The organism is Gymnodinialimonas mytili (assembly GCF_037544085.1).
Lineage (GTDB): Bacteria > Pseudomonadota > Alphaproteobacteria > Rhodobacterales > Rhodobacteraceae > Gymnodinialimonas > Gymnodinialimonas mytili.
On record NZ_JBBIFW010000001.1, the window covers coordinates 38,242 to 50,952 of the forward strand.

15 protein-coding genes are annotated in these 12,711 nt (G+C 62.9%); 11 read left to right on the plus strand and 4 right to left on the minus strand.

The window, feature by feature from the left end:
• Nucleotides 1–83 precede the first annotated feature (83 nt).
• A complete protein-coding gene (bcoG, locus tag V8J82_RS00205) occupies nt 84–995 on the plus strand; it encodes a 3-dehydrocarnitine:acetyl-CoA trimethylamine transferase BcoG (RefSeq protein ID WP_339970879.1) in 912 nt (303 codons plus the stop codon).
• Nucleotides 996–1,108: 113 nt separating this feature from the next.
• Here the strand turns inward: bcoG and V8J82_RS00210 are convergent, their stop codons facing one another.
• Nucleotides 1,109–1,432, minus strand: coding sequence for a hypothetical protein (locus tag V8J82_RS00210; RefSeq protein ID WP_339970881.1), 324 nt, complete (start codon nt 1,430–1,432; stop codon nt 1,109–1,111).
• 804 nt (nt 1,433–2,236) lie between these two features.
• Here V8J82_RS00210 and V8J82_RS00215 point away from each other — a divergent pair.
• From V8J82_RS00215 to V8J82_RS00225, 3 genes are all read left to right on the plus strand, one after another.
• Nucleotides 2,237–2,596, plus strand: coding sequence for a TfoX/Sxy family protein (locus tag V8J82_RS00215; RefSeq protein WP_339970883.1), 360 nt, complete (start codon nt 2,237–2,239; stop codon nt 2,594–2,596).
• Between the two features lie 65 nt (nt 2,597–2,661).
• Nucleotides 2,662–2,832 (plus strand): YqaE/Pmp3 family membrane protein, encoded by a 171-nt coding sequence (locus V8J82_RS00220; protein ID WP_339970885.1) that lies wholly within the window; start codon nt 2,662–2,664, stop codon nt 2,830–2,832.
• A complete protein-coding gene (locus V8J82_RS00225; protein ID WP_339970887.1) occupies nt 2,832–3,257 on the plus strand; it encodes a DUF4112 domain-containing protein in 426 nt (141 codons plus the stop codon). The genes V8J82_RS00220 and V8J82_RS00225 overlap by 1 nt, the downstream gene beginning before the upstream one ends.
• Here the strand turns inward: V8J82_RS00225 and ndk are convergent.
• On the minus strand, nt 3,254–3,676 hold the full coding sequence (gene ndk, locus V8J82_RS00230; protein ID WP_339970889.1) for a nucleoside-diphosphate kinase: 423 nt from the start codon (nt 3,674–3,676) through the stop codon (nt 3,254–3,256). The genes V8J82_RS00225 and ndk overlap by 4 nt on opposite strands.
• 272 nt (nt 3,677–3,948) lie before the next feature.
• Here ndk and V8J82_RS00235 point away from each other — a divergent pair, with 272 nt between their 5' ends.
• From V8J82_RS00235 to V8J82_RS00255, 5 genes are all read left to right on the plus strand, one after another.
• Nucleotides 3,949–4,449 (plus strand): DUF2087 domain-containing protein, encoded by a 501-nt coding sequence (locus tag V8J82_RS00235; protein WP_339970892.1) that lies wholly within the window; start codon nt 3,949–3,951, stop codon nt 4,447–4,449.
• Nucleotides 4,450–4,481: 32 nt separating this feature from the next.
• Nucleotides 4,482–6,323: an ABC-F family ATP-binding cassette domain-containing protein gene (locus V8J82_RS00240; RefSeq protein ID WP_339970894.1), complete on the plus strand. Its 1,842-nt coding sequence runs from the start codon at nt 4,482–4,484 to the stop codon at nt 6,321–6,323.
• A 61-nt stretch (nt 6,324–6,384) separates the two neighbouring features.
• Nucleotides 6,385–7,020, plus strand: coding sequence for a LysE family translocator (locus V8J82_RS00245; protein ID WP_339970896.1), 636 nt, complete (start codon nt 6,385–6,387; stop codon nt 7,018–7,020).
• A gap of 3 nt (nt 7,021–7,023) precedes the next feature.
• Nucleotides 7,024–7,635 carry a MarC family protein gene (locus tag V8J82_RS00250; RefSeq protein ID WP_339970899.1) on the plus strand — a complete coding sequence of 204 codons (612 nt, stop codon included), beginning with the start codon at nt 7,024–7,026 and terminating at the stop codon, nt 7,633–7,635.
• A 21-nt stretch (nt 7,636–7,656) separates the two neighbouring features.
• Entirely contained in the window at nt 7,657–8,241 is a 585-nt protein-coding gene (locus V8J82_RS00255) for a retropepsin-like aspartic protease family protein (RefSeq protein ID WP_339970901.1), read from the plus strand.
• 114 nt (nt 8,242–8,355) lie between these two features.
• Here V8J82_RS00255 and V8J82_RS00260 read toward each other — a convergent pair whose 3' ends face one another.
• Nucleotides 8,356–8,820 (minus strand): DNA polymerase III subunit chi, encoded by a 465-nt coding sequence (locus V8J82_RS00260; protein ID WP_339970903.1) that lies wholly within the window; start codon nt 8,818–8,820, stop codon nt 8,356–8,358.
• A gap of 48 nt (nt 8,821–8,868) precedes the next feature.
• Nucleotides 8,869–10,335 (minus strand): leucyl aminopeptidase, encoded by a 1,467-nt coding sequence (locus V8J82_RS00265; RefSeq protein WP_339970905.1) that lies wholly within the window; start codon nt 10,333–10,335, stop codon nt 8,869–8,871.
• A gap of 163 nt (nt 10,336–10,498) precedes the next feature.
• Here V8J82_RS00265 and lptF point away from each other — a divergent pair, with 163 nt between their 5' ends.
• Both lptF and lptG read left to right on the plus strand, forming a co-directional pair.
• The gene (gene lptF, locus V8J82_RS00270) at nt 10,499–11,617 is read left to right on the plus strand and encodes an LPS export ABC transporter permease LptF (RefSeq protein ID WP_339970908.1); all 1,119 of its coding nucleotides are present in this window, start codon (nt 10,499–10,501) and stop codon (nt 11,615–11,617) included.
• Nucleotides 11,614–12,708, plus strand: coding sequence for an LPS export ABC transporter permease LptG (gene lptG, locus V8J82_RS00275; RefSeq protein WP_339970910.1), 1,095 nt, complete (start codon nt 11,614–11,616; stop codon nt 12,706–12,708). Before lptF ends, lptG begins: the two co-directional genes overlap by 4 nt.
• Nucleotides 12,709–12,711 lie beyond the last annotated feature (3 nt).

A 12,711-nucleotide genomic window follows, 5' to 3' on the forward strand; every position in this document is an offset into this window, starting at 1 on the left:
CCCGCCGCCCCTGCCCGGTCGTAAATGGCGGACTCCGCGCTGCGGCGGATGGTAAGATCGCGCATCACCGATTGGAGGACGACTTGCCCCTGTCCATGAGTTCCGAGGTCTTCATCACCTGCGCCGTCACGGGCTCGGGCGCCACGCAAGACCGCTCACCCCATGTGCCGCGATCGCCCCAGCAGATCGCCAAAGCCGCCATCGACGCGGCTAAGGCGGGGGCGGCGATTGTCCATTGCCATGTGCGCGATCCCGAAACCGGTGCTCCGTCGCGCCGTTTGGACCTTTACCGGGAGGTGACGAACCGGATTCGCGATGCCGACACCGATGTGGTTCTGAACCTGACCGCCGGGATGGGCGGTGATTTGGTCTTTGGCGGGCCCGACGCACCCCTGCCCCTGAAAGACGGCACCGACATGATCGGCGCCGAGGCGCGGCTGGCCCATATCGCGGAGTGCCGGCCCGAGATCTGCACGCTGGATTGCGGAACGATGAATTTCGCCGAGGCCGATTACGTGATGACCAATACGCCCGGCATGTTGCGCGCCATGGCCGCGCAAATCCGTGACTTTGGCGTCCTGCCCGAGATCGAGGTGTTTGACACAGGCCATCTGTGGCTCGCCAAGCAATTGGTGGCCGAGGGCCTGATCCGCGAACCGGCCTTGGTACAGCTTTGCATGGGGGTGCCCTGGGGCGCGCCAAATGACCTGAACACGTTCATGGCCATGGTGAATGCGGTGCCCGAGGATTGGACCTTCAGCGCCTTTTCCCTCGGCCGTCATCAGATGGCCTATGCGGCCGCCGCGGTTTTGGCGGGCGGGCATGTGCGTGTGGGGCTAGAGGACAATTTGTGGCTCGAAAAAGGCGTTCTGGCCACGAATGTCCAGCTTGTGGACCGCGCTGTCGGCATCATCGAAGGCCTCGGCGCCCGCATTCTGAGCCCGGCCGAGGTGCGCGCCAGACTGGGGCTTGAGAAACGCGCGCCCAGCGCCTGACGGTTTTCAGCAAAAAGCCCCTCTGAGCCTGGGGATGCTCTGAGGGGCTTTGGGCCGCGGGCGGGTTTGGGGAGAGGCGGGGAGAGAGATCCCGCCCGCGTCTTGGGGTCTGGTTAATCGTTGCCTTCGGATTCGGCGGCCAGGCGCGCGAAGATCTCCGCGGCGTGGCTGGGCGTCCCGCTTACGAGGGTGGCTTCGGCGGCGTTATGCACCTCGATGGCGCTGTCCTGGCTGGCATTTCCGATGGTGAAGGCGCGCTCCAGGGCGGCGCCGCCGCGGGTGCCGATGGTCACGCCGTTGCCCTGCAGGGCGGTCGCGCCATATCCGGCGGCGAGGCCGACCTCCTGGCCGACATTGGCGCGATCAGAGGCCGATTGCGCGGCGACGGGGGCGGCGATTGCGGTGGCGAGGGCGGCGATAAGTGCGATCTTTTTCATAGTCTTAGTCCTTTGATCTTGCGGCGGGGGCCTGCGTGTTTGCGTGCGGCCCCGGCGGGTCTGTGAATGTCAGTGGCGGGCGGTGAGGCGATCCCTGCGGCCCGTCGATGAGAGGAATATGAGACCGGGCGGCCTGTCTTTCCATACACGTGAGCGAGAGAAATACGGGATTTAGGTGCACCTATGCACAGATATCCGCACAGCCCGCACCCACCACACGCCCCCGTGTGATCCCATCGAGCCGACGTGAAAGGCGGCGGCCATTTATGAAACATTTCTGCGTGCGCCCACCGAATCCCCGTTGGAGCATTTTGCGACCGCATCCTTTGCCCTCACCCCGCACATGAAGCTGCGCAAATCTTATGCAGACGAAAAACCCAAGGCAGATGCCGCGCGCCGCCCCTTTCCCGCCGCCGCGCCGCGGTGCAGAAATAACCTATCGCAGGGCACGGCCGTCTCCTCCCATCCTGGCCCGCCCGGCGATATGGCGACAAAGTGCTGGTGGCCTGCCTCCCGTCTCTCTTCCACATGGCCGGGCCACCAGCGTTTCAAACTCTCCTCCATTCACACAACTTGTTCTGGCAACGTCACATTTCCGCTCCGGCTTTCGGCAGATTTTGCAGGCTTGATACAGATCTTCCGTGTAACGATTGGAGCAGTCCGATGCCAAAACCCACCGAAAAGCCAACCCCGCCCAAGGACAACACACCGACCAAAGACAAGCCCGCCCCGGTGCGCTTTTCCGATTGGGCGAGTATCTGATAGCATTGCGTCCTGACGGCAGGATGCGAAGGCAAAGATCGGATGAGCACAGATACAGTCGGCGCAGCAGATCCCGCGCCCGTAACCATCATTCGCAATATCGGCCCCGCCCAGGCCGAGATGCTTGCAAGGGCGGGCATCCATACCGCAGATAAGCTGCGTGCGATGGGCGCCGATGCCGCCTATCGGCGCATTCTACAGGCCGGCGTGCGGCCCCATTTCATCATGTATTACGTGCTGCATATGGCGTTGCAGGGCCGCCCCTGGAATGATTGCAAAGGCGCCGAGAAAGAGGCTTTGCGCGCCCAATTCGATGCATTGAAATCCGCTAAGGCCGCCACCGGAAACGACCCCGAGCTTGAACGCCTGCTCGACGCGATCGGCACCGGGCGTCGCAGATAGAGCGGAACCAAAGCGCGCATCACCGGTTGTTTCGTCAGATCAATCAATCTGACGGAGGATCTGTCATGGACCTGCTACGCATCATCATCGCGATCATCCTGCCGCCCCTCGGCGTCTTCATGGAAGTCGGCTTCGGCAAGCATTTCTGGCTGAACATTCTGCTGACCCTATTGGGCTATATCCCCGGTATCGTCCACGCCGTCTATATCATCGCCCGCACGCCGCGGTCGGTGTGATGGCGCGCTCGTCCAAAGAGCAGGCGCAAAAGGATTTGGACCGGCTGAATTACCTGGCCGATAGGCTCGACAGCGCCTTCACGCTGCCAGGCACCTCAATCCGGTTTGGATACGATTCCATTCTGGGTCTGGTGCCCGGTCTCGGCGATACACTGACCCTCGCGCCTGCGTTTTACATCATCTGGAAAGCCCGCGAATTGGGCGCCAGCACGCCGCTGACGCTGCGTATGGCGGGCAATGTGGGGATCGACGCGCTGGTGGGCTCGATCCCGCTGATTGGCGATCTGTTCGACGTGGGGTTCAAGGCCAACCGCCGCAACGTCGCGCTCCTGCGCAGACACATGGAGCGCTACGATCAATTGCCGCACGAAAAAGGGCCGCGCCATGGCGCGACCCTTTCGCAATCACATCTGTCGCGCGCCTAACCGACCAGCTCAAGCCCGGCAAAGAAATAGGCGATCTCGACCGTGGCAGTCTCCGGCGCGTCAGAACCGTGGACCGAGTTTTCGCCGATCGACAGGGCGAATTCCTTGCGGATCGTGCCCTCGTCGGCCTCGGCGGGGTTGGTGGCGCCCATCACTTCGCGGTTCTTCGCAATCGCGTCCTCGCCTTCTAGCACCTGCACGACAATCGGCTCAGACGCCATGAATTCGCACAGTTCGTCATAGAACGGGCGCTCTTTGTGCACTTCGTAGAACACACCCGCCTGCGCTTTGGTCAGGTGGATACGCTTTTGCGCGACGATGCGCAGGCCCGCGGCCTCGAACTTGGCGTTGATGGCGCCGGTCAGGTTGCGCTTGGTGGCATCGGGTTTGATGATCGAAAAGGTGCGTTGGATCGCCATTGGGGTGCTCCGTTCGGGCATATGGAATTTCGCGGGCGGGCTAACATGCCCGATCTGCTTTGGAAAGGCCCCCGGATCCCCGCGCTTTACGATGGCCCGCCGATTTGGTAGCAGGCGCGCATGGGTCTGCAGTTCACCCAGTCGTCGCCGGGCACGTGTCCAAGCTAAACCTGCCGCAAATCAAAGGTTCCATGCGTTTTTCCTCGCATGCCTTCGACAAGGGCGACACTCGGACCCCATCAGGGGGGGCATGCCCGACAGGATGATGCACCATGACCCGCAGCCTTGACCCGCTCTACATCGCGGACCTCTCCACTTTTTCGAAATCCCTGCGCACCGCTTTGGCGGCCCAGCCTGAGATCCCCGGCCAAGCCAAGATGCTGGACCTGATCGCCAAAGCGGCAGGCCACCGCAATCAACAGACGCGCAAAGCCGCGACGCCCCCCGCCCCGAAACCCTCGGACCGGTTGGGCCGTGCATTGCGTTGCTTCGATGGCGGCCAGATGATCCGCTGGCCAAAACAAACCGTAATCCAGGGCCTGTGCCTTTGGGCGATGTGGCACCACCTGCCGCCGCGCCAGGATATGGGAGAACCGGAATTGAACGCTATCCTGAACCAGCACCACAGCTTCGGAGATCACGCGCTGTTGCGGCGGTCATTGGTCGATCACGGCCTGATCCAGCGCACCCGAGATGGCCGCGTGAACCGGCGGATCGAACAGCGCCCGCCCGACGACGCGCTGGCCCTGATCCGCATGCTTTATCGCCCCTAGCGGACCGTTCCCCCCTCTGGTAGGCCCCGCCCATGTTACGCATCGATGATATCGGCTATTCGGTCGCGGGCCGTCCCCTGCTGGAGGGTGCCAGCGTCACCATTCCCACCGGCCACAAGGTCGGGATCGTGGGGCGCAACGGCACGGGCAAGACGACGCTCTTCCGCCTGATCCGTGGCGAGCTGACCTTGGATACGGGTTCGATCACCCTGCCCGCCGGAGCCCGCATTGGCGGTGTCGCGCAAGAGGTCCCGTCCTCAGAGACCTCGCTGATCGACACGGTGCTTGAGGCCGATACCGAACGTGCAGCCCTTCTGGCCGACACGTCGGACGATCCCGCCCGCATCGCCGAGGTGCAGGAACGCCTCGCCGCCATCGATGCCTGGGGGGCGGAAGCGCGTGCGGCCACGATCCTGAAAGGCCTGGGCTTCAGCCACGCAGATCAGCAACAGCCCTGCTCGGCCTATTCCGGCGGCTGGCGGATGCGCGTGGCCCTGGCGGGCGTGCTGTTTGCGCAGCCCGATCTGCTGCTGCTGGACGAGCCGACCAATTACCTGGACCTGGAAGGTGCGCTCTGGCTTGAGGCCTATCTGGCCAAATATCCCCATACGGTGCTGATCATCTCCCACGATCGCGGCCTGTTAAACCGCGCCGTCGGCCATATCCTGCATCTCAATGACCGGACCCTGACGCTTTACACCGGCGGCTACGACACATTCGCGAAAACCCGCGCCGAACGCCGCGCCGTCCAAGCCGCCGCCGCCAAGAAGCAAGAGGCCCAGCGCGCCCATCTGCAAAGCTTCGTGGACCGGTTCAAAGCCAAGGCATCCAAGGCGAAACAGGCCCAAAGCCGGGTGAAGATGCTGGAACGGATGGAGACGATCCGAGCGCCCGAAGATGCCGCGCGCACGGTCTTCACCTTCCCCGAACCCGAAGAGCTGTCGCCGCCGATCATCTCGATGGACGGCACCGCGGTGGGCTATGACGATAAGCCGGTTCTAAAGCGGCTGAACCTGCGGCTCGACCAAGATGACCGCATCGCGCTTTTGGGCCGCAACGGACAGGGAAAATCCACGCTTTCCAAACTCTTGGCCGACAAACTTCATGCGATGGAGGGGCGCATCACCAGCGCCTCGAAGCTGCGCGTCGGCTATTTCGCCCAGCATCAGGTGGACGAATTGCATCTGGATGAGACGCCGCTGCAGCACATCCAGCGCGAGCGTCCGGGCGAATTGCCGCCGCGCCTGCGCGCCCGGCTGGCGGGCTTCGGACTGGGTGCCGATCAGGCCGATACTGAGGTGCGCCGCCTGTCCGGCGGCCAAAAGGCGCGCCTCTCGCTGCTACTCGCCACACTCGATGCGCCACATCTGCTGATCCTGGACGAGCCCACCAACCATCTCGATATTGAGTCCCGCGAGGCCCTGGTGGAGGCTCTGACCGCCTATACAGGCGCCGTCGTGCTTGTCTCCCACGATATGCATCTGCTCAGCCTCGTGGCGGATCGGCTATGGCTGGTGAAAGATGGTGGCGTCACGCCTTACGCGCATGATCTCGACACCTACCGCGCCTCGCTTCTCGGGCAAGACACCAAGCCGCCGAAACCCGCCAAAAAACCGGTCAAGAAGCTCAGCCAAGCGGATCTGAAAGACCTGAAATCCGAGGTCAAGAAAGCTGAAGCGCGGGTGGCGAAAATCGAAGAGATGCGCGAGAAGCTAGCCAAAAAGCTTGCTGACCCGGCGCTTTACGAAGACAGCCGCACCGGAGAACTAGCGACTTGGCAAAAGAAATATGCCGAGATCATGGAAGGGCTCGACCGCGCCGAAACGCTTTGGATGAAAGCCGAAGCCGCCCTGGAAAAAGCACAGGCGACCTAGCCGCTCGCCCACCCACAAACGCAATACCGCCCCACAACACCAATCTTTACGTAGCCCACCCATGATCCTTGACCTCCTCCCCCTGTTCTCCGGCGTTGTCCTCGCGCAATTGGCGCCCGGCCCGAACCTGATGGCCGTGTCCGCCAATGCGATGGCGGGTGGGCGGCGCGCCGGACTGGCCACGGCGGCGGCAATTGGTCTTGGCAACGCGCTTTGGGCGGCGGCCTTTGGGCTGGGGCTCGGCGCGCTGATCACCCGGGCGCCGCATCTGCTGCATTGGCTCAGCCTTGCGGGCGGGGCCTATCTGTTGTGGCTGGGCGTGCGGGCCATCTGGCGCGCCTGGCGCAATGACAGCGCGGAGGCGCCGATCACCGGGTCCGGGCGCAGCGCCTCGCAGGCCTTTCGCCATGGCTTGCTGATCAATGTCACCAATCCCAAGGCCTCCCTGCTCTGGGTGTCGATCACCGTCTACATCGCCGGGCTGGGCCTGACCCCCGGCGGGATTGCCGTGGCGGTTTCTGGCGTCTTGCTGTCGTCGCTTCTGGTCTATGGCGGCTATGGTCTGTTGTTCGGCACCGGACTGGCCCGACGCGCCTATACCCGTGTGGCGCGCTGGATCGAGGGCGCGTTCGGGATCGTGTTCGGGGCGCTCGGCGCCAAACTGGTGATCGATGGCAGCCAGGGGCTGCGCGGCTAAGCTATGGATCTGAGCCTCTACATCCCCGCCTTCGTCACAATGTTTGTGATCATCGACCCGGTCGGTCTGGCGCCGCTCTTCGTGGCGCTGACCCAGGGCATGGATGCGCGGCACCGCCGCTCGGTCGCCATTCGCGCCTGCCTGGTCGGTCTGGGCGTGCTGACGCTGTTTGGTCTCGCAGGCGAGGCCGTGCTGCAATTTCTGGGCATCTCCATGCCCGCTTTCCGCATGGCGGGGGGCATTCTGCTGTTCCTGACCGCGCTTGATATGCTGTTCGAGCGGCGCACTCAGCGGCGCCAGGATCGCACCGACCATCCGCCTGCCGATCCTTCGGTCTTCCCGCTTGCCATTCCGCTGATTGCAGGGCCCGGCGCGATTGCCTCGATGATCCTGCTGACCGGGCAAAGCGACACCGCCCTGCATATCGCGATGGTCCATGGCGTGATGGTGCTGGTGATTGCCTGCGTCTTCGCCTTGTTCCTGCTGGCGGCACCGCTGGAACGTTTACTCGGTCCGACGGGCATCAATGTGGTCACGCGGCTTTTGGGCATGTTGCTGGCGGCCTTGTCGGTGCAATTTGTGATCGACGGCCTGCGAGACCTACAGGTTATCTAGCCCATACCCTATATCACAGGCATGTTCGAGGATCCCGACCGCATCGCCAATGCCGCCTATCTGGGCCTGCTATTGGCGGCCATTGGCGGCTATACCTTTGTGTCCCATCGCAAATCTCTGGGTAAAATGGCCCAATATGCAGCGATTTGGGGCTTTATTTTCCTGGGCGCCATCGTCGCGGCCTTTCTCTGGCAGGATCTGCAAAACGACCTTCTGCCGCGCCAATCCGTTGTGGCCGCCGGCACGATCGAGGTTCCCCGCTCCGCCGATGGGCATTTCTACCTGATGCTGGATGTGAACGGCACGCCGACGCGCTTTGTGGTCGATACCGGCGCGACCGATATCGTTCTGACCACCCGCGATGCGGCGGCGGCAGGCATCGATATCGACAGCCTGATCTTCTCGGGCCGCGCCGCAACCGCCAATGGTGAGGTACAGACCGCCCCGGTTTGGCTGGACACTTTGGCGCTGGAAGACACGTTGGATACCGGCATCCGGGCGGTGGTGAACCGCGGCGAGATGCCGGAAAGCCTGCTCGGGATGTCCTATCTCAACCGGTTTTCGCGGCTTGAGATCGCGAATGGGCGCCTGGTGCTTCAGCGCTGATATAACCGAGCAGCATATCCAAATGCCCAGACTTCCAGTTTCCGAATATCAGCGTGCAGGGTCTGATATCAGATTTTTGGCATGCAGAGCGATCTGAGTTCCGGTTTTTGGATATCAGCCACCGCCGCTTTCAGCCTTCATCTGCCACTTCCCGCTTTCCTCGGACCAGTATTTCGCGGCGAGCCCTGCGGCGGTCAGGCTTTTCCATTGCTCCCGCGCGGTGGCCAAAGCGGCCTCATCATGGCCGTCGAACAGGACCATGCTGCGCGTCATCGCGGTGACTTCGTCTGGCGCAATCGCGGCGCCTTCGACCGACACGAGGCAATCGGGCCCGTTCGGCGCGGCGCCGGTGGTCAGCAGGATGGGCTGGTCCGCCTCGTGATCCTGCCCCGCGCGACCATGGGGTAAAAAGCCATCCTCGGGCCGCAGCCAAAGCTGGTCGTCCAATTGCCCAATCAACGCGTCCGACCGCCCCCGCACGGCCACGCGCCAGCCCGCGCCGAGGCTTTTCTCCAAAAGCACCCGAAGCGTGACTTCCAGCGGCGCGCGGGTCAGATGGTAAAAATAGACCTCTCCCATAGGAGCCTTTCTGCGCTGCGCGACTGCCTTCAGCGGCTTAGACGCGGGTTATTCCTCATATTCGTCGCGGATCAGGCGGTCCAAGGCCATCACACCCCAGCCCGTCGCCCCTTTCGGCGCAAGGGTCGTGTCGGATTTGACCGAGGCCACACCGGCAATATCCAGGTGGATCCAGGGCGTCTCGTCCTTGACGAAGCGCTGCAGGAACTGCGCCGCGGTGATCGAGCCAGCGTCCCGACCGCCCACGTTTTTCATATCCGCCACACGGCTTTTGAGCATCGCGTCATAGGCGGCGCCCAACGGCATCCGCCAGGCGCCCTCACCCTCGGCCTCTGCCGATTTCAGGAAGGCTTTGCAGAAATCGTCATTGTTCGAGAAGACACCTGCATTTTCATGGCCCAACCCGATGATGATCGCACCGGTCAGTGTCGCCAGATCGATCATGCCCGTCGGCTCGAACCGCTCCTGCGCGTACCACATCACGTCGCACAGAACGAGGCGACCTTCGGCATCGGTGTTGATCACCTCCACCGTATCACCCTTCATCGAGGTCACCACGTCACCGGGCCGCTGCGCGCGACCATCGGGCATGTTTTCCACCAGGCCGACCAGGCCCACGACATTGGCCTTGGCCTTGCGCAGCGCCAGCGTTTTCATCACGCCCGACACAACGCCCGCACCGCCCATATCCATGGTCATGTTTTCCATGCCTGCCGCAGGCTTCAGGCTGATCCCACCAGTGTCGAAGACCACCCCCTTGCCGACCAGAGCCAGCGGCTTTTCCTTGCCACCGCCATTCCAAGACATCACGACAACCTTGGAGGGGCTTTCACTGCCCTGCCCCACGGCCAGCAGCGTGCGCATGCCGAGCTTTTCCAGATCGGCCTCTTCCAGCACCTCGACCTCCAGGCCCAGATCCTTCATCGCCTCCAAACGGTCGGCAAATTCCTGCGTTGTCAGGATGTTCGAGGGCTCATTGACCAGATCGCGGGTGAACACCACGCCTTCGGCCACCGCCATGGCGGCGCCCAGATCGGCCTTGGCCTCATCGGGTTTGGCGCAATGGATCAACGCCCCCTCCAACTCGGTCTTGTCGCCAGACTTATGGGCATCGAACGTGTAGGCGCGCAGGACCAGACCCAGCGCCAATTCCGCGATGCGCGTCGTCGCGCCGGTGCAGATCGTCAGAGCACCCTTGCCCTTGAACTTCGCCAAGGACGCCCCGGCCTTGCGGGCCTCGGCGACGGAGGGGCGGCGATCGAGCTTGACCACCAACAGCGCCTTGGCCTCAAGCCCCGCGGGGAAGCCCATGGTAAATCCTTCGCCCACCTTCACCTTGCCCCAGCGGTCGGAGTCGACCAGCCGCGCCACAGCGCCTTTGGTCAGACGGTTCACCCGTCGACCGGCCGGATCGAGCTTGCCGTCATCGGTCACCAGAATGGCGAGCTTTCCCGCCGCCCCCGCCAGCGCATCAAGATCGGTCTCTGTAAAGTCGATGGCGGTCAGCGAGGTCATGGCGCGGCTCCTTAAAGGCGATTAAAGCGTGACTTTCAGGTCGCGAGACTAGGGCGCAAACCGGATGTTGACCAGATGCCCCTACGCATTGGACACAAACTGGCGTAAATGACAGATACGGCGTCCGGTCTGCCACCCGGACACAGCATGTTGGGGGACCCTCTTGGGTCATATTGATCGATATATTTTACGGCAGTTGATCCTGCTTTTTGGTTTTTTCAGCCTGGTCCTGGTTTCGGTCTATTGGGTGAATCAAGCCGCGCGCCTGTTCGATTCCCTGATTGCCGATGGCCAGAACCTGAGCGTGTTTTTGGAGTTTTCGGCCCTGACGCTGCCCTGGATCGTGCAATTGATCCTGCCGGTTTCGGCCTTCGTGGCGACGCTTTACATCTTCAATCGGTTGATCGGCGAGTCTGAGCTGGTGGTACTGCAAACTGCGGGCTTGTCGGCATTGCGGCTGGTGCGGCCCGTCTTTGCCTTTGGAGTGCTGATGGCGATCTTGATCGCGCTGTTGAGCAATATCCTGGCCCCGACCGCGCGCACGCAATTCATGGACCGTCAGGAAGAAGTCGCCGACGACCTGACCGGCCGGTTCCTGCGCGAGGGGGAGTTCATTCACCCGACCGATGGCCTGACCGTCTATATCCGCGCCATCTCGGATCTGGGCGAGTTCAGCGATTTGTTCCTGCAGGATCAGACGACACCCGGCGCGCAGGTCACCTATACCGCCCGAAACGCTTTGTTGGTGCGGTCCGAGACGGGGCCGCGTTTGGTGATGTTTGACGGTACGGCCCAGACCCTTGACCTGGAGACCGGGCGGCTCGCCACGGTGCAATTCAGCGATTTCACTTATGATTTGGGCGGGCTGATTGCCGAGGGCGGGTTGCGCCGGATCAGCGCCCGCGAATTGCCAACTGGCCTGCTGCTGCGCGCCACGCCTGAAATGGCCGAGCGGCTGGGTATCGGCTATGGCCGTCTGGTCTTTGAGGGCCATGACCGCCTGGCGCAATCGCTGTTCGTGATTTTCGTGCCGATCATCGCCGCCGCGTCCTTGATGCTGGGATCGTTTTCGCGGTTTGGCGTGTGGAAACAGATCCTGATTGCGGTGATGCTGGTGCTGCCCATGCAGATCGTGCGCAATGCCGCCGAGGCGCAGGTGCGCGCCGATGCCGATCTGTGGCTCTTATCCTACGCGCAGCCCGCGATAGCGGCCTTGGTCGCTGCGGTGATGCTGGGCCTTGCGATGCGGCGCCGCAAGGGCTGGCGGCGGGTGCCGCTATGATCCTGCACCTCTACATCGCGCGGCGCTTCCTGCGCGCTTTTGTCATCGTGCTGGTCGTGTTCATCGCCGTGCTGGTGCCGATCGACATGGCTGATCAGATGCGGCGCCTGGATTCGGGCCAGGGCTTTGGCGCAGCGCTGCAATTGGCGATGCTGAACCTGCCGCGCGCCATCAACGGATTGCTGCCTCTGTTTGTGATGCTGGCCACATTGGTCCTGTTCCTGGGCTTGGCGCGCACCTCGGAACTGGTTGTGGTGCGGGCGGCGGGTCGGTCGGCCCTGCGCTCGGCCGCCTCGCCCGTGGTGGTGTCGCTCTTGTTGGGGGTGCTCAGCCTGGCGGTGCTGAACCCCTTGGTGGCGGCGACGGCGCGGGAATACGATCTGGCGCTGGCGCGTCTGACGGGATTGGAATCGCGCACCGTGTCGGTAACGAACGAAGGCCTGTGGTTGCGCCAGGGGGTGGAAAGCGAGCAAACGGTGATCCGCGCGGGCGGCACCAATTCCGACGGCACCCACCTGTTCAACGCGTCGTTCTTCACCTTCGACACCGATGGTCAGATGGTCGAGCGGATGGATGCCGCGGAAGCGATCCTTGAATTGGGCGCCTGGACCCTGACGGATGTGAAACGCTGGCGCATTCTGGGCGCACACAACCCCGAAGCGGAATCTGAGCTTCTGGCGACGCTGACCCTGCCGTCCAGCCTGACGGCTGAGCAGATCCGCGATAGTTTCGGCAACCCCGAGACGATCCCGATTTTTGAACTGCCAGGCTTCATCCGGCAGCTCAACAATGCGGGATTTGCCGCGCTTCAGCACCGCACCTGGTTTCAGATGCAATTGTCCTCGCCCCTTCTGCTGGCGGCGATGGTGTTGATCGGCGCAGGCTTCACCATGCGCCATACGCGGTTTGGCAAAACCGGCGTGATGGTCCTATCGGCGATCATGCTGGGCTTCGGCGTTGTGTTCCTGCGGCGCTTTGCAGAGGTTTTGGGGGAAACCGGACAGGTTTCGGCAACACTTGTGGGTTGGACACCCCCGATTGCCGCAATTCTCTTGGCCTTGGGCCTACTTTTGCATACGGAAGACGGGTGATGC